Genomic DNA, 16,086 nt, shown 5'->3' with positions numbered 1-16,086 from the left:
ACCCGGAGCCTTACATGACTTCCCCGACACCTTCGCCCGCGGACGATCTCCCCGGCGGCGAACAGGCCGATTTGCCCGTCAGCGATGCTTCCAGCAGCGAGGACATCAAAGCGGCGATCCCGGCTTTCAAATTCCCGTTCAAACCCGGTGAACTGGCGGCGGCCAAGGGCGCCGGGCAACAGCCGTGGTACAAGAACGGCGCGAAGAATGGCCATACCAAGACCCCGGGCGCGGCGCCTCCCGGCACGCGGCGTTCCATGGGCAAGCGCTGAATTGCGCCTTCAGGCACGGGGACGACTTCAGCTCGTGACCCGTGCGCCTGTCAGGCTGCCACTCAATTCGTAAGCCGTCAGTTCAGCCTGGTGCGCCGCGAGGATTTCCGGCAGCGAGCCGCGCAGGTACTCGACCCAGGTCTTGATCTTCGCATCCAGGTATTGGCGCGACGGGTAGATGGCATAGAGGTTCAGTTCCTGGGAGCGGTAGTTGGGCATGACCCGCACCAGCGTGCCGTTGCGCAAGCCTTCGATGGCCGCGTACACCGGCAATACCCCTACGCCCATGCCGCTGGTGATCGCGGTTTTCATCGCATCGGCGGAGTTCACCAGGAACGGTGAACTGTTGATGGTGACCATCTCTTGGCCTTCCGGGCCGTCGAACACCCATTTTTCCAGCGGGATGACCGGGCTGACCAGGCGCAGGCAGGCGTGGTTGAGCAGGTCGCTGGGTTTTTGCGGGCAGCCGCTGGCTTTCACGTAGGCGGGCGAGGCGCAAACAATGCTGTAGGTGATCCCCAGGCGCTGGGAGACGAAGCCCGAATCCGGCAGTTCGCTGGCGAGCACGATGGAGACGTCGTAGCCCTCGTCGAGGATGTCCGGCACCCGGTTGGCCAGGGTCAGGTCGAAGGTCACGTCCGGATGCGTCTTGCGGTAGCGGGCGATGGCGTCGATCACGAAATGCTGGCCGATGCCGGTCATGGTGTGGACCTTCAACTGTCCGGCCGGTCGCGCGTGGGCGTCGCTGGCTTCGGCTTCCGCTTCTTCGACGTAAGCCAGGATCTGTTCGCAACGCAGCAAGTAGCGTTTACCCGCCTCGGTCAGGGCAATACGCCGCGTGGTGCGGTTGAGCAGGCGGGTTTGCAGATGGGCTTCCAGGTTGGAAACCGCACGCGAGACGTTGGCCGTAGTGGTATCCAGTTGCACGGCGGCGGCGGTGAAGCTGCCGGCTTCGGCCACACAGCTGAACGCGCGCATGTTTTGCAAGGTGTCCATGGAGGGCTCTCTTGGGAGGTGGCAAATTGTGACATGAAGTTACAGAGCTGCGGGACCCGACTAATGGATTATCGCGTTAACGGTAACAAAGATTCGCAAAAAGGTCGGCTTATCGCCGTTCGGCGGGGTGCCTAGAATTGCCGGCACTGTGGCGCTGGTCTGGCCCTGCTGTCTGGCGCAGTACCTGTGGGAGCGGGCTTGCTCGCGAAAGCGGTGAGTCAGTTGGCGGTGATGTTGCTAGGGGAACCGCCTTCGCGGGCAAGCCCGCTCCCACAGGGTGCTCCTACAGGTTCTCGACTCTCTCTCCTAGGAATCTTGCGCAAGTGCCGCGTTGCATCAGCAGAGAGCTGAAGACTCTCAGTGTTTGGGTTCTGACATTAACCATCAGCGGTTGCATCGGCACGGGGGGTATTGCGCCGCAAGGCCAGGTGTTGCCGGCCAATCAACTGGCCACCGATGCCGCGATCCGCGAGGCCGCCCGCGACGCCCACTGGCCCACCCGCCAGTGGTGGCAAGCCTATGGCGATCGGCAACTGGACCACTGGATCGACCTGGCCGTGCAAGGCAGCCCGAGCCTGGCCATGGCCGCGGCGCGAGTACGCCAGGCCAAGGCCATGGCCGGCATTGCCGAGGCCGCCGAGTCGTTGCAGATCAATGGCGAATCGACCCTCAAGCGGCATAACTGGCCCACCGATCAGTTCTACGGCCCGGGCGAGTTGGCCGACACCACGACCTGGGACAACAATGCTTCCCTGGGCTTGAGTTATGCCCTGGACCTGTGGGGCCGTGAGCGCAATGCCAGCGAACGGGCGGTTGACCTGGCCCACCTCAGCGTCGCCGAGGCACGGCAGGCGCAACTGGAATTGCAGAACAACATCGTGCGCGCCTACATCCAGTTTTCGTTGCACTACGCCCAGCGCGATATCGTCGCCGCGACCCTGCGCCAACAAGAGCAGATTCTCGACCTGGCGCAGAAGCGCCTGGACGGTGGCATCGGCACCCATTTCGAAGTCAGCCAGGCCCAGGCGCCGCTGCCCGAGACCCATCGCCAACTCGACGCCCTGGACGAGGCCATCGCCTTGAGCCGCAATCAATTGGCGGCATTGGCGGGCCAGGGGCCGGGAGCGGGTGCGCAGTTGCAACGTCCGACCCTGGCCCTCGGCGCGCCCTTGAAGCTGCCGTCGGCCTTGCCCGCCGAACTGCTTGGCCAGCGTCCGGATGTGGTGGCCGGGCGTTGGCAAGTGGCGGCCCAGGCCCGGGGCATCGATGTGGCCCGGGCTGGCTTCTATCCCAACGTCGACCTGGTGGGGAGCCTCGGCTACATGGCCACCGGTGGCGGGGCGCTGGAGTTTTTGACCGGCAAGAAACTCACCTACAACGTCGGGCCGGCGATCACGTTGCCGATCTTCGACGGCGGGCGCCTGCGTTCGCAGTTGGGCGAGGCGGCCGCCGGGTATGACATCGCCGTGGCGCACTACAACCAGACACTGGTAAACGCGCTCAAGAGCATTTCCGATCAGTTGATCCGTCGCGAATCCATGGACAAGCAACGGGCCTTCGCCGCCGAGTCGGTGGCCGCGGCCCAGCGCACCTACGACATCGCCAAGGTGGCGTTCCAACGTGGCCTGACGGACTACCTCAACGTGCTCAACGCCCAAAGCCTGTTGTTCAAGCAGCAACAGGTGCAACAGCGGGTGGAGGCCGCCCGGTTGAGTGCCCATGCCGATCTGGTGACGGCGTTGGGCGGTGGGCTGGAGGCCGGCAGCGACAGCCCTGACCTGAACCACGATGCTGAGTAGGCCTGTCGTGATGTCCTTACTTGCCCCCGCACGCCGGCTGTATCGCCTCGAATGGCGCCGTGGTTTCTTCGACTGGGCCCGCAGCGACGGGGTGACCTGGGTCTATATCTTCAAGGTCCTGTTTGCCGCGTTCCTGACCTTGTGGCTGGCGATGCGCTTGGAATTGCCACAACCGCGCACGGCCATGATCACCGTGTTCATCGTCATGCAGCCCCAGAGCGGGCAGGTGTTCGCCAAGAGTCTCTATCGCTTGCTCGGCACCTTGGCCGGCTCGGCGGTGATGGTGGCGCTGATCGCGATGTTTGCCCAGAACACCGAGCCGTTTCTCGCTTGCCTGGCGATCTGGGTCGGCCTCTGTTCGGCGGGGGCGGCGCGTTATCGCAACTTCCGCGCCTATGGTTTCGTGCTGGCCGGCTACACCGCGGCGATGATCGGCCTGCCAGCTTTGGCCCACCCCGAAGGGGCGTTCATGGCGGCGGTCTGGCGGGTACTGGAGATCTCCCTGGGGATCCTCTGCGCCACCCTGGTCAGCGCCGCGATCTTGCCGCAAACCGCCAGTGCCGCCATGCGCAATGCCTTGTACCAGCGCTTCGGGGTGTTTGCCCTGTTCGTCACCGATGGCCTGCGTGGGCGCAGCCAGCGGGAAGCCTTCGAAGCGCGCAACGTGGGTTTCATTGCCGAAGCGGTGGGCCTGGAAAGCCTGCGTAGCGTGACCGTGTTCGAAGACCCGCACATGCGTCGGCGCAACGGCCGGCTCAGTCGCTTGAACAGCGAATTCATGGGCATCACGACCCGTTTCAATGCCTTGCATCAGTTGCTCGAGCGCCTGCGCGGCAGCGCGGCGGATCATGTGGTCAACGCCATCAAGCCTGGCCTGCAAACCCTGGCCGAACTGTTGGACGGGTTCAGTGGCCGCGCCCTGACCGACGCCGATGCGGCCCGCCTGGCGGCCGCGCTGGCCGAGTACAAGGCCGATTTGCCGGCCCAGGTGCGCCGGTTGCGGGCGTTATTCCAGGAAACGGCGCCCAGTGACGGGCAGCAGCTGGATTTCCATACCGCCTACGAGTTGCTTTATCGCTTCGTCGAAGACCTGCATGGCTACGCCCTGACCCACGCCTCCCTGGCCGAACATCGCCACGAACGCGAGCGCTGGGACGAACCGTTCGTGCCCCAGACCAACTGGCTGGCCGCCACGGCAGCGGGGGTTCGCGCCGCGTTCATCCTGCTGGTGCTGGGCAGCTACTGGGTCGCCACGGCCTGGCCGAGCGGCGCGACCATGACGATGATCGCCGCCGCCACCGTAGGCTTGTCGGCCGCGACGCCGAACCCCAAGCGCATGGCCTTCCAGATGGCTTGCGGTACGTTGTTCGGGGCGCTGATCGGCTTCGTCGAGATGTTCTTCATCTTCCCGTTGATCGACGGTTTCCCGCTGCTGTGCGTGATGCTCGCGCCGGTGATCATGCTGGGTTCATTCCTCAGTTCGCGACCCCGCTACGCCGGGGTCGGGCTGGGGCTGCTGATCTTTTTCTGCACCGGCTCGGTGCCGGACAACCTGACGCTCTACAACCCCTACGCATTCATCAACGACTACATCGCGATGATCCTCGGCATGCTGGTGTGCGCCGCGGCCGGGGCGATCATCTTGCCGCCCAATAGCCGCTGGCTATGGCGCCGGCTGGAGCAGGACCTGCGCGAGCAGGTGGTGTTTGCCATCAGTGGCCGGCTCAAGGGGCTGGCCTCGGGGTTCGAAAGCCGTACCCGTGACTTGCTGCATCAGGCCTACGGGCTGGCGGCCGGGCAGCCGCAGGTGCAGCGGGACTTGCTGCGCTGGATGTTCGTGGTGCTGGAAGTCGGTCACGCGATTATTGAGTTGCGCAAGGAGCAGGCCATCTTGCCGGTGCACCCGGCGTATGCCGAAAGCCAGCCATGGCGCCAGGCGATTCGGGTGATGGGGCGGGCGCTGGTGCGGCTGTTCCGCCAGCCGGGCCAGAGCAACCTGGAGCGTGCGTTGGTGGCGGTGGACCAAGCCATCGGCCGCGTGCAGGCCACCGACGAACCCTTCGCCCCGCATTTCGACACCTCGGCCCTGCGCCGGGTGAAGAGCTACCTGCATTTCATCCGCACTTCGCTGCTGGACCCGCAATCGCCATTGGCCGGCTATGCCATGGCGCATGCCACATCGCTTCCCCAGGAACCTGAACATGCCCCGTGAGATCGCCTTCCATGGCGTGTACATGCCCACCATGACCCTGATGTTTTTCATCGCCGCCGGCCTGGCCTGGGCCTTGGACCGCTTCCTGTCGGGGTTGGACCTGTACCGTTTCTTCTGGCACCCGGCGTTGTTGCGCCTGAGTCTGTTTACTTGTCTGTTCGGCGCGCTGGCGCTGACGGTCTACCGTTGAGATCGATGCGATGAAAAAGTTTTTCAGCCTGCTGGCGACGCTGTTGGTACTGGCCCTGGCGTTGTGGATCGGCCGTACGCTGTGGGTCCATTACATGAACACGCCCTGGACCCGCGATGGCCGGGTGCGGGCCGACATCATCAATGTGGCCGCCGATGTCAGCGGCGAGGTGGTCGAGGTGCCGGTGCGCGACAACCAGTTGGTGAAAAAGGGCGACTTGTTGATGCGCATCGACCCCGAGCATTACCGCATCGCCGTGAAGCAGGCGCGCTCCCTGGTGGCCTCGCGCAAGGCCACCTGGGAGATGCGCAAGGTCAACGCCCATCGACGTGCCGATTTGGACAGCCTGGTGATCTCCCGGGAAAACCGCGACGACGCCAGCAACATCGCCGACTCGGCCCTGGCCGACTACCAGCAGGCCCAGGCCCAATTGGAAGCCGCGGAGCTGAACCTGTCGCGCACCGACGTTCGCGCGGCGGTGGATGGCTACGTCACCAACCTCAACGTGCACCGCGGCGACTATGCGCGCATCGGCGAGGCGAAAATGGCCGTGGTGGACATGCATTCGTTCTGGGTCTATGGCTTCTTCGAAGAGACCAAGTTGCCCAAGGTGCGGGTCGGCGATTCGGCGCAGTTGCAGTTGATGAGCGGTGAGACGCTCAAGGGCCATGTGGAAAGTATTTCCCGAGGCATCTACGACCGCGACAACCCCGAAAGCCGCGAACTGATCGCCGATGTGAACCCCACCTTCAACTGGGTTCGCCTGGCCCAGCGAGTGCCGGTGCGCATCCATCTGGACGAAGTGCCGGACGGCGTGCTGCTGGCGGCGGGAATGACTTGCACGGTGGTGATCGAGCCTCATGCCAAGGGCTGAGGCATTGCATCATCTTTGGAGTGATGGCGAGATTTGATGCGCACCACAAATCCCTGTGGGAGCGAGCTTGCTCGCGATAGCGGTGGTTCAGTTGCATCTAAGGTGACAGACACTCCGCCATCGCGAGCAAGCTTGCTCCCACATTTTTCCGGGGGTGATGGTGAGATTTGGTGTACACCGCAAATCCCCTGTGGGAGCGAGCTTGCTCGCGATAGCGGTGGTTCAGCTGCATCGAAGGTGACAGACACTCCACCATCGCGAGCAAGCTCGCTCCCACAGGAGTTGGCGTTCAGCCTTGCCACAACGGCAAAAAAAGCCAGCGTGGATTACAGCGATTTCCCCAACCCGAACCGCTTCATCAACCCCTTTTCCAGCAACCCTTTGGGCAACAACCCCGCCATCAACGGCAGCGCCCGGCTGCCGTTGCCCAGACGCAGCAAGCGGGGTGGCTTGGGTTGTTGAACCGCCTTGAGCAGCGCCGCGGCGAATTCGTGGGCGGGTGTCGGGTTGTCCTGGGAAGCCTTGGCCCGGGCGCGGATGCCATCGCGCAGTGGCCACCAGGGCGATTGTTCGCTGATCAATTGTTCGGCTTCATGGCCGGCATTCTTGGCGAAGCTGGAGGCAATCGCGCCAGGCTGGACCTCCATCACGCGGATACCGAACGGTGCCAGTTCCATGCGCAAGGCATCGCTCAAGGCATGCACCGCCGCCTTCGAAGCGCAATAGGCGCCAGCGAACGGCGTGACCAGCACCCCGGAAACGCTGCCGATGTTCACCACCAGCCCCCTGGCCCGGCGCAGCACCGGGAACAGCGCCCGGGTGACCCCGACGATGGCGAACACGTTGGTTTCGAACTGGCGCTGCATGGCCGGCACGCCGCCGTCCAGCAGCGGGCCCATGGCGCCGTAGCCGGCATTGTTGACCAGCACATCCAGGCCGCCACATTGCTGGTTGATCCGCTCACCCAGTTGTTCCAGGGCCTGGCCATCGTTGACGTCCAGTGGCACGGCGGTGAACCCGGCCGCGGCGAGTGTCGCCACGTCTTCAGCCCTGCGCGCCGTGGTCCAGACCTGATAACCCGCGGCCTTGAAGGCGTCGGCGAGGGCGCGGCCAATGCCGCTGGAACATCCGGTAATCAACGCAACAGGCATGGCGCGGTCCTCGTGCAAAAAGTTGGGGAAGGGCAATCAGTTGGAAAAGCTACCGTGCAATCGCTCGGCGCGAAACTCCAGGGTCTGCGGGCGATAACCCGGGCGCAGGGGCGGCAGCGGCAGGCAGTCTTGCCAGTCGGCGCCGGCTTGCAATTCGCCGGGGCCACGGTAGCGCGGAGCGTCGTAGGGGCTGTCGGCCAGGTTGATGGTGTCCCCGGGCGCATAGGCGGCGACCCGCCAGCGCAGCTCGATCAGCGGCACGTCGTTGTTGTTTTTCAGGGTCAGCGACAGCGGCCGGTCAGCGGGGCATTGTTCGGGGGCATAGCGGATGCGCAGTTCCAGGCGCTCCAGTTGCCGGGTCTCGCGGTTTTCCTGCCAGAGCACCCACGCGGCGACCAGTCCCAGCCCGATGAAGGCCGCCAGGGAGACCGGCAAGGCCTTGGCCGGGTAGCGCAACAGCAGGATGAGCCAGGTGATGACCAGCAAGACGCCGATAAGCATGGTGGAAGCCTCCGTTACCGTAGGCACATCCTACCGAAGGGCGCGGGCAATGTTGAAGCAATGATGTCAGGCCATCACTCGACTCAAAAAAAAGCCCCCACCCAACCCACTGCGGATAGGGGACGCAGTGGGCTGGACGGGGGCTTCTCTTTTGCCAAGGGTTACTGGGCGATGGTTTTCACCGAGACGCCGCGTTCGATCGGAGTGGAACGACCGTAGATGTCTTCGAAACGCTCGATGTCATCTTCGCCCAGGTAGCTGCCGGACTGCACTTCGATGATTTCCAGCGGGATCTTGCCCGGGTTGCGCAGGCGGTGGACCGACGCGATCGGGATGTAGGTCGACTGGTTTTCGCAGAGCAGGAACACGTTCTCGTCGCAGGTCACTTCGGCGGTGCCGCTGACCACGATCCAGTGTTCGGCGCGGTGGTGGTGCATCTGCAGCGACAGGCACGCGCCCGGCTTGACCGAGATGTGCTTGACCTGGAAGCGACCGCCCATGTCCACCGAGTCATAGGAACCCCACGGACGATAGACCTCGCAGTGGTTCTGGGTCTCGGTGCGGCCCTGTGCGTTGAGGGTGTTGACCATCTGCTTGACGCCTTGGACCTTGTCCTTGTGGGCGATCATCATGGCGTCCTTGGTTTCGACCACCACGATGTTTTCCAGGCCGATCACCGACACCAGCTTGCCGTTGCCGTGGATCATGCAGTTGCGGCTGTCCTGGACCACCACGTCGCCCTTGGTGACGTTGCCGTTGGCATCTTTTTCGTTGACTTCCCACAGCGATGCCCAGCAGCCGACGTCGCTCCAACCGGCCGACAGCGGTACCACGCAGGCGCGCTGGGTTTTTTCCATCACGGCGTAGTCGATGGAGTTGTCCGGGCAGCAGGCGAACGTGGCTTCGTCGAAGGTGATGGTGTCGGCCGTCTGTTCACTGCGCTCCAGGGTCAGCAGGCAGGTGTCGTAGATGTCCGGGTCGTGCTTTTTCAGTTCTTCGAGGAAACGACTGGCGCGGAACAGGAACATGCCGCTGTTCCAGAAATAACCACCGGCATCGACGAACTCGGTGGCGCGCTTGACGTCGGGTTTTTCGACGAAGTGCGAAACGCGGCTCACGCCCTCAGGCAGCAGCGCGTCGTTGGTCGACTTGATGTAACCGTAGCCGGTTTCCGGCTTGGTGGCCGGCACGCCGAACAGCACCATCTCGCCACGTTCGGCGGCCACGGTGGCCAGGGCCAGGGCGCGTTGCAGGGCTTTCTGGTCTTCGATCACGTGGTCGGCCGGCAGCACCAGCATCAGCTCGTCGCGGCCTTCGTTGACCAGCATCATGGCCGTCAGGGCCACGGCCGGTGCGGTGTTGCGCCCGAACGGTTCCATCAGGATGCGCTGGGCTTCGAGTTTGCGGTTGGCCAACTGCTCGTTGACGATGAACCGGTGGTCTTTGTTGCAGACCACGATCGGCGTGTCCATGCCTTCGAACACCAGGCGCTCGAGGGTCTGCTGGAACAGGGTGTGTTCGCCGGTCAGGGCCAGGAACTGTTTAGGGAATTGCTTACGCGAAAGCGGCCAAAGACGTGAGCCGCTACCACCTGACAAGATCACCGGAATCATGTTTGTTACTCCTACAAATCGAAATGGTTATAGAGCTACTGCGTTCTGTCGTTTCACTCTCTTGTTATTGTTCCGTACCCGAATGACACCTGTGTCCAGTGTGGGAGCGAGCTTGCTCGCGATGGCGGCGTATCAGTCGACATTCATGTTGAATGTCAGATAGCTATCGCGAGCAAGCTCGCTCCCACAGGGCACAGCGTCAGTCAGGAAAACTCATCAGCGGGTCGACACCGGGCGTTTCACCCACACTGGCGACAGGCTGCTGCCCGAACCGGTGACGTACAGCACGGCGGCTTCGCCGCGCTCCAGGGCCACAGGCTTGAGGTCGCCGACTTTCTTGTCGCCTTCGAACAGCGCCAGGGTCACTTTCACCGGGTTGATTTCACGTTCGCCACGGCCTTTGGCCGCCACGTTCGGTACCACTTCGGTCTTGCCATCGGCGGTCTTGAGGGTCAGCGCCTTGTCGGTGAGGTTCTGTACGCGGACCAGGGATTTCTGCTTGTTCTTGAACGGCGGTTCTTCGATCAGCTGAGGCTGGCCGCTGGCGTTGTTGACCAGGGTGTAATAGTGGTCGGGGGCCAGTTTTACCGGGACGGTCTGGCTGCCGACCTTGGCGCTGTAGTCGCCACCGGGCATGAAGCTGAAATCACTGCTGGCCAGGGGCGCCACGTCGTTGAGGTTGGTGCTGCCGACAGTGGCGCTGACTTCGGCGTTGCTGGCGTTGTAGATGCGTACGAAGCTCGAGCCTTTTGGTGCGACCGGGCCGTACAGGGCCGAGTCACCGGCAAAGGCGGACAATGAGAGGGCGCTCATGCTGGCGACGAGGGCTACGGCCTTGAAGGAGCGAGCAGCGAGACGGCGAGGAGTAGTGTTGAAAGTCATGGTGGACCTCTCTTTCAGTTTTGCGCCCGTTCGGGCGTCTCGGATGGGGTGTTGGCGGCTACGTTCTGTTGGCGAGCGCCGGCTTGCTTGAGCTCTGCGACCCACTGTGGGTCGGCGTCGCCGATTTCGTTGTTTACAGGCAGATAACGTTCAGGGAACTCCCAGATCAGCACCTGTGGCGGGCTGTTCTTGAAGGCATCGCTCTTGAGGTAGCTGAGCATTGGCAGAATCGGGCCGTGGCCGTCTTCGGCGTAGTTCACGACGTCGCTGTGCAGGGCTTGCTTGAGCGCACCGACGAAGTTCCAGTTGGGGTTGGCGCTGTAGCTGGTGCCGATCAGGGCCACGGGCACCTGGGCATCGGCGAACAGCGCGTCGTCGCCGGCCGGCTGGTCGTCGACTTCGCGGGTGTTGCGCTTGACCAGCGGCTCCTGGGCTGGCATCAGGTTTTCGAACAGCGGGTCCAGCGGCAGGAACTGGCGCAGGTCACCCTTGTGGGTGATTTTTTCTGCAGGCTCGGTGACGAAGCGCTGCGGCTCGCCGTTGAGCGGCGCGCGTTCGGCAATGGCTTTGGCCAGGTTCTCGGCAGCGACCTGGGCGCCTTCCGGCGTCCAGTGGGTGTCGGTGCGCAGGAACACTTGCTGGCCGCTTTGCTTGGCCTGTTGCAGCGGGCCGAGCAGGTCAGGCGCGAGGATATTGTCGGCCGCGACACGAGCATGGAAATCCTGGTAGAGGTTGGTGTGAATGCTCGATGGCTTCACTTCGCCCAGGTGCTCGGGGTACAGCCGCGCCTTGGCCGGCACGATCGCCATGACCAGGGTGATGCCTTGTTCCTTGAGCTTCTGGCGCACGCCTTCGACCAGCGCGTAGTTGCCTTGCAGGTTCAGCTCTTCATTGACGATCGGGTTGAACTCTTCGTCGCTGAACAGCCACTGGTCGCGGCCCAGGACCACGCCTTTGCGGCCTTCGTTGAACAGCTTGTAGTCCAGTGCGGCCCAGATGTTGGTGCCCAGGCGCTTGATCGGGAACTGGTCGTCGTAGTGCGTTTCCACGGCCTTGGCCCAGCGACCGTTGAGCACGGTCGCGTCGGGGTTGGTGCTGAAGCCGAAGAAACTGCGCATCGACCACAGGCCCAGTGCTGTCAGGATCAGCAGGAACAGTGCGATGTAAAAGATGCGTAATGAGCGGGTCATGTTCAGATCCCTCAGAACTGGAAGTAAAGGAACGGCGAGAAGCTTTGCGCCGAGAGTTTGAGAATCGAAGCGATGAACAGCAGCAGCACGAGGGCGCGCATCACGTAGCGCGACCAGTCCACGGTCCAGTAGGCCGGTTGCACCTGGGCTTCGACACCCACGGTGTAGCCGGGTTCGTGGATCGACGCCGGGTTGTCGCCCGGTACCGCCTTGATCAGCCCCGGTTGCGCGGTGGCCGGGCCGTTGGCCTCGGTGTTGACTTCAGGCTTGGTCTTGACCGGTGGACGGTTGGTGTAGAAGTCCCGCAGGCCGAAGAAGGCGAGGGTGACGTAAGCCACCACCAGCGTGGCGATCTGCAGGCCGGTGAGGTTGGCGCGGGTCAGTTCCGACAGCGACCAGTCGCCGAAGCTGAACATGGCGCCGTACATGCGACCGGCCACGTGCAGGTTCTCGGCCCGGAAGATCACCCAGCCCATCACCACCAGCAGGAAGGTCAGCGCCCAGCGGATCGGGTTGATGCTGCGTGGCGTGGTGTTGATGCCCACCGCTTTCTCGATGGCCAGCCACATGCCGTGCCATGCACCCCAGATCACGTAGGTGATGTTCGCGCCGTGCCACAGACCACCGAGCAGCATGGTCAGGAACAGGTTGCGATAGGTCATCAGCGTGCCTTTGCGGTTACCGCCCAGGGTGATGTAGAGGTAGTCACGCAGCCAGGTCGACAGGCTGATGTGCCAGCGGCGCCAGAACTCGGTGATCGACTGGCTGATGTAGGGCTGCTTGAAGTTTTCCATGAAACGGAAACCCATCATCAGGCCCAGGCCGATGGCCATGTCGCTGTAGCCGGAGAAGTCGAAGTACAGCTGCGCGGTGTAGGCCAGGGCGCCGAGCCAGGCATCGCCCGTGGTCGGGTTCTGCAAGGCGAAGCAATGGTCGGCCACCACCGCCAGGGTGTCGGCGATGAACACTTTCTTGATGAAGCCCTGCATGAAGCGGGTGCAGCCTTCGGAGAACTTGTCCAGCGTGTGGGTGCGGTTGTTGAACTGGTCGGCCAGGTCGCGGAAACGCAACACGGGCCCGGCGATCAGGTGCGGGAAAATCGCCACGAACGCTGCGAAGTCGATCAGGTTGCGGGTCGCCGGCGTGTCACCGCGATAGACGTCGATGATGTAGCTGATGGACTCGAAGATGTAGAACGAGATCCCGATCGGCAACAGCACGTGGGTCAGGATGAACGGGTTGAGACCGAAGCCGGTGATGATGGCGTTGAGGCTGTCCACGCCGAAGTTGGCGTACTTGAAATAGCCCAAGATGGCCAAGTCCACGCCCACGCCGAGCAACAGCCAGCGCTGGGCCGGTTTGGTGCGCACACCGGCGGCGCCGACTTTCAGGCCGATCCAGTAGTTCCACAGGGTCACGCCGGCGAACAGGGCGAGAAAGTCCACCCGCCACCAGGCATAGAACACGTAGCTGGCGATCAGCAGCAGCAGGTTGCGATAGCGTTGCCCGCTCAAGTAGTACAAGCCGAGAAAGATCGGCAGGAACAGGAACAGGAACACGTTGGATGAAAATACCATCCCGATCTCTCCATGTTGAATCAACAGTCAAGGGCCAGAGCCCCCCCAAACCCCCCCATGAAAACCGGGGGGTTGATTACATTCGAAACAAACCACATTCCCTGTGGGAGCGAGCTTGCTCGCGATGACGGTGTTTCAGTCGACATCCATGGTGAATGTCAGACCGCTATCGCGAGCAAGCTCGCTCCCACAGGTTTTCCCCGCCAGGCGGGGAGGGTGGACTCAGCTTCCTTTCTCACCCTTATCCCGCGAAGGGTCGTACACCTTGGTCAAGTCCCCGCCGAGGCGGAAGGTCTTGAACGGTTGCATTTCATGCTTGCGCTCCAGCACATCCTCGGAGCAGGTGTAGAGGCTGCAGAACGGTTCGAGCCAGGCGAATTTCGAATCGACCTTCAGATCTTTCATGTCCTGCTCTTCGCCGTTCTTCTCTTCGAAAATGTCCGGGTCTTTCACCCCTGCCAGCACCCGGTCACCCAGTCGCTTGAGGGCGCCGTTGTTTTCCTGGCGCAGGTCCACACCGTTGACCTGGGCGAAGCTGGCGATCATCGCCAACGGCGGCAGGGCATAGTTGTGGTAGGACAAGGCCCGTTGCTTGCGCTTGAGTTCGTTGGGCAGGAAACCGTCGGCATCGACCTGGTTGACGCCGACCTTGTATTCCTTGACAGCCCAGTCGAACAGGTCACGGCGGTTGGTTGCCACGGAGGTGGCCATCACCGACCAGGCGGCCCAGTAGGAATGGTTGTTGGTCTTGTCCAGCGGCAGGTTGTCCCAGTCGCTGACCACCTGATCGGCCATCCGGCTGAACCAGCCTTCGATCAGTTGCGCCTGCTCCTGGTGGTTGGCCAGTGGGCGCGACTCGGAGAACTTCAGGCGCACATAGGCCGAAGCCATGCTACCCAGCGCCCATTTGCGCATGGACTTGCCGGTGTGGTTGAAGTCCTTGGACATCAGCGCATCGGCCTGGGCCCAGGCGGTCAGCCAGTTCAGCGTGCATTCCAGCTGCTCGGGGCGGCCGTCACGCATGAACTGCATGACTTGCTTGCTGACGCCACGCTCGATCTTGGTGATGTCGGCGGTGCTGTCGCGGAAGGCTTTTTCCGACTGCACGTTCAACGTCGCGCGGGCCTTGTCCGAGCCCTCGTATTTGCTGCGAAATTGCAGGGAGCCGGTGTAGGGCGTCGGCGTGGCGTCGCAACCCTGGGCGGCATCGCCGACCTTGACCTTCTCGATCGGTGCGAAGTAACCCTGTGGCGGGCGTAGCGGGGCCGCGGCCTGGGTCGCCCCGGCGAACATCGCCAGGGTCAGCAGGGACGGTGCCAGCAGTGTTTTCAACGTTCGGGTGCGCGTGGTACTGGTCATGAGACGAGACCTCATTGTCCGATTTGAGCCGTTTGTTCGGCTTGCGGAGATGCGTTGCGTTTACAGATTTTCGCCTCGACTTGCTGTGGCGCCGCGCCGGCTTCGGGACCCTGGACTTCGACAGCCAGCAGGTTCTGCGAAGCCCAGTCCGCGTCGGTGCGCAATTGGAAGGCGAAACGTCCGTCGGTGTCGGAGGTATCCGGTTTTTCGATCTTGATATCCTCGTGGCGCCCATTCATGTACCAGAGGGTGGCTTGCAAGGTTTTCACCGAGGTATCGGCGAAGCGGATGTCGACCTGGTGGCTGCTGTTACGCAGATCCATGTTCTTGCTATTGACCATCAATTCGTTCTTGCCCGGCTTGAGCGCGGTCTTGCTGCTCATGAGTGCCGGCTTGCCTTCGCAACCGTTGTTGTCCAGCAGGGCAAACATCTGGCGGTAGATGGTTTCCTGGTCCAGGCGATACAGCGGCGAGAATTCCCAGATCAGGATTTTCGGCGGGCTTTTCTGGAATTCTTCGCTGCCCAGGTACTGGATCATCGCGCCTTCGAAACCACCGCCGGGGAACGCCACGTTGAGGATGTCGGCGCCGATGGCTTCTTCCAGGAAACCGGCAAAGTTGTAGTTCTTGCCGCTGTGACTGGTGCCCACGAGGGTGATCTGCGGGTTGCCGGAATCACTGAACAGGTCGCCGTCGCCGGCCTCGCCCTTGGGCTCGGTGGTGAACTGGTCCATGTACTGGATCGCATAGCTGGTGCCGCACAGTTGCCCGGCCATGTTGTGCAGGGTGCCGGTCTTGCCCATGCGGCCGGATTTCTTGGTCTCGAACTCACGCTTGGGAATGTCGGCGAAGGCCGGGATCTGCTTGATCTTCTCGGCGACGATCTTGGCCGTGCGCTGGGCGCCATACGGTGTCCAGTGCTGGTCGCCACGGAAATAGAAATCGTGGGCTGGCAGCGTCTCGGGCAGGTTTTCGTTGGTCAGCGGCGATAGGTCCGGCACCACATAACCCATCTGGGCGAAGCGGCCGAGCATGGATTTGTAGTTGGTCAGGGCTTTCTCGTAGTCGAAGGCGGCCTTTTCCTGTGGGTTGAGCTTGTTGCGGTTCACCAGGCCCCGGGTCGGCTGGTAGACGATCACCAGCTCGATGCCTTTTTTCTTGAACGCATCGTGCAACTGCTGCATGCGCTGGTAGCCGGCCGGCGTGGTGTTGAATTCGGTGCGCAGGTCTTCCTGGGTACGGAACAGCCAGTCGCCCTGGGCCTGCACCAGCGTGGTGAAGTTCTGCTGGTAGCGCGTGGTGTAGTTCTTCGGATCGTGAGCCGCGGGGCACAGGTTGCAGCACGGTTCGGCCGTAAAGGTCGGCGCCTTGATGTCGTCGGCGCGCGCGCCGCTTGCAGCGGCCAGGATGCCGGCAGTCAGGGCGGACAGGCCCAGGAGTTTGATCATCTGTGGGTTCATAAAGGTCATC

General features: G+C 62.8%; 14 protein-coding genes. 5 read left to right on the top strand and 9 right to left on the bottom strand.

The features are described from left to right. Positions 1–14 precede the first annotated feature (14 nt). Positions 15–272, top strand: a complete 258-nt coding sequence (locus tag BM321_RS02310; RefSeq protein WP_092331878.1) for a hypothetical protein — start codon at positions 15–17, stop codon at positions 270–272. 27 nt (positions 273–299) lie between these two features. Here the strand turns inward: BM321_RS02310 and BM321_RS02305 are convergent, their stop codons facing one another. Continuing rightward, positions 300–1,268, bottom strand: a complete 969-nt coding sequence (locus tag BM321_RS02305) for a LysR family transcriptional regulator (protein ID WP_092331881.1) — start codon at positions 1,266–1,268, stop codon at positions 300–302. A 323-nt stretch (positions 1,269–1,591) separates the two neighbouring features. Between BM321_RS02305 and BM321_RS02300 the strand changes: the two genes are divergently transcribed. From BM321_RS02300 to BM321_RS02285, 4 genes are read left to right on the top strand one after another with little or no spacing between them, the layout of a single operon-like run. Further along, the gene (locus tag BM321_RS02300) at positions 1,592–3,067 is read left to right on the top strand and encodes an efflux transporter outer membrane subunit (protein WP_092441390.1); all 1,476 of its coding nucleotides are present in this window, start codon (positions 1,592–1,594) and stop codon (positions 3,065–3,067) included. A 7-nt stretch (positions 3,068–3,074) separates the two neighbouring features. Then, positions 3,075–5,279 carry an FUSC family protein gene (locus tag BM321_RS02295; protein WP_092441517.1) on the top strand — a complete coding sequence of 735 codons (2,205 nt, stop codon included), beginning with the start codon at positions 3,075–3,077 and terminating at the stop codon, positions 5,277–5,279. Next, positions 5,269–5,469, top strand: a complete 201-nt coding sequence (locus BM321_RS02290; RefSeq protein WP_003205331.1) for a DUF1656 domain-containing protein — start codon at positions 5,269–5,271, stop codon at positions 5,467–5,469. Before BM321_RS02295 ends, BM321_RS02290 begins: the two co-directional genes overlap by 11 nt. A 10-nt stretch (positions 5,470–5,479) precedes the next feature. Further along, positions 5,480–6,343, top strand: coding sequence for an efflux RND transporter periplasmic adaptor subunit (locus BM321_RS02285; RefSeq protein ID WP_092441389.1), 864 nt, complete (start codon positions 5,480–5,482; stop codon positions 6,341–6,343). Positions 6,344–6,669: 326 nt separating this feature from the next. Here the strand turns inward: BM321_RS02285 and BM321_RS02280 are convergent, their stop codons facing one another. The 8 genes from BM321_RS02280 to BM321_RS02245 all read right to left on the bottom strand — a co-directional run bounded on the left by BM321_RS02280 (position 6,670) and on the right by BM321_RS02245 (position 16,076). Further along, the gene (locus BM321_RS02280; protein ID WP_092331887.1) at positions 6,670–7,494 is read right to left on the bottom strand and encodes an SDR family oxidoreductase; all 825 of its coding nucleotides are present in this window, start codon (positions 7,492–7,494) and stop codon (positions 6,670–6,672) included. A 36-nt stretch (positions 7,495–7,530) separates the two neighbouring features. Beyond that, the gene (locus BM321_RS02275) at positions 7,531–7,995 is read right to left on the bottom strand and encodes a multidrug transporter (protein WP_092204125.1); all 465 of its coding nucleotides are present in this window, start codon (positions 7,993–7,995) and stop codon (positions 7,531–7,533) included. 161 nt (positions 7,996–8,156) lie between these two features. Continuing rightward, positions 8,157–9,608, bottom strand: a complete 1,452-nt coding sequence (locus BM321_RS02270; RefSeq protein WP_092441388.1) for a mannose-1-phosphate guanylyltransferase/mannose-6-phosphate isomerase — start codon at positions 9,606–9,608, stop codon at positions 8,157–8,159. Between the two features lie 216 nt (positions 9,609–9,824). Then, complete coding sequence (locus tag BM321_RS02265) at positions 9,825–10,490, bottom strand: alginate O-acetyltransferase AlgF (protein WP_092331894.1); 666 nt, start codon at positions 10,488–10,490, stop codon at positions 9,825–9,827. Positions 10,491–10,504: 14 nt separating this feature from the next. Continuing rightward, a complete protein-coding gene (locus tag BM321_RS02260; RefSeq protein WP_092441387.1) occupies positions 10,505–11,680 on the bottom strand; it encodes an alginate O-acetyltransferase in 1,176 nt (391 codons plus the stop codon). Positions 11,681–11,691: 11 nt separating this feature from the next. Then, positions 11,692–13,257, bottom strand: coding sequence for an MBOAT family O-acyltransferase (locus BM321_RS02255; RefSeq protein WP_092204121.1), 1,566 nt, complete (start codon positions 13,255–13,257; stop codon positions 11,692–11,694). A 222-nt stretch (positions 13,258–13,479) separates the two neighbouring features. Next, complete coding sequence (locus BM321_RS02250; RefSeq protein ID WP_092441386.1) at positions 13,480–14,616, bottom strand: mannuronate-specific alginate lyase; 1,137 nt, start codon at positions 14,614–14,616, stop codon at positions 13,480–13,482. Positions 14,617–14,627: 11 nt separating this feature from the next. Next, on the bottom strand, positions 14,628–16,076 hold the full coding sequence (locus BM321_RS02245) for an alginate O-acetyltransferase (protein WP_092331899.1): 1,449 nt from the start codon (positions 16,074–16,076) through the stop codon (positions 14,628–14,630). Positions 16,077–16,086: the final 10 nt, after the last annotated feature.

Origin of the sequence: Pseudomonas sp. NFIX10 (assembly GCF_900111955.1) — a bacterium.
GTDB classification, from domain to species: Bacteria; Pseudomonadota; Gammaproteobacteria; order Pseudomonadales; family Pseudomonadaceae; genus Aquipseudomonas; species Aquipseudomonas fluorescens_AA.
Note: the sequence above shows the minus strand (reverse complement) of the source record. Positions and strands in the feature narration are given on the sequence as shown.

Coding starts and splice junctions, on each gene's coding strand:
- BM321_RS02250 (WP_092441386.1), bottom strand. CDS start 14,616: ATGACCAGTACCACGCGCACCCGAACGTTGAAAACACTGCTGGCACCG.
- BM321_RS02270 (WP_092441388.1), bottom strand. CDS start 9,608: ATGATTCCGGTGATCTTGTCAGGTGGTAGCGGCTCACGTCTTTGGCCG.
- BM321_RS02305 (WP_092331881.1), bottom strand. CDS start 1,268: ATGGACACCTTGCAAAACATGCGCGCGTTCAGCTGTGTGGCCGAAGCC.
- BM321_RS02285 (WP_092441389.1), top strand. CDS start 5,480: ATGAAAAAGTTTTTCAGCCTGCTGGCGACGCTGTTGGTACTGGCCCTG.
- BM321_RS02275 (WP_092204125.1), bottom strand. CDS start 7,995: ATGCTTATCGGCGTCTTGCTGGTCATCACCTGGCTCATCCTGCTGTTG.
- BM321_RS02290 (WP_003205331.1), top strand. CDS start 5,269: ATGCCCCGTGAGATCGCCTTCCATGGCGTGTACATGCCCACCATGACC.
- BM321_RS02310 (WP_092331878.1), top strand. CDS start 15: ATGACTTCCCCGACACCTTCGCCCGCGGACGATCTCCCCGGCGGCGAA.
- BM321_RS02280 (WP_092331887.1), bottom strand. CDS start 7,494: ATGCCTGTTGCGTTGATTACCGGATGTTCCAGCGGCATTGGCCGCGCC.
- BM321_RS02255 (WP_092204121.1), bottom strand. CDS start 13,257: ATGGTATTTTCATCCAACGTGTTCCTGTTCCTGTTCCTGCCGATCTTT.
- BM321_RS02245 (WP_092331899.1), bottom strand. CDS start 16,076: ATGAACCCACAGATGATCAAACTCCTGGGCCTGTCCGCCCTGACTGCC.
- BM321_RS02260 (WP_092441387.1), bottom strand. CDS start 11,680: ATGACCCGCTCATTACGCATCTTTTACATCGCACTGTTCCTGCTGATC.
- BM321_RS02265 (WP_092331894.1), bottom strand. CDS start 10,490: ATGACTTTCAACACTACTCCTCGCCGTCTCGCTGCTCGCTCCTTCAAG.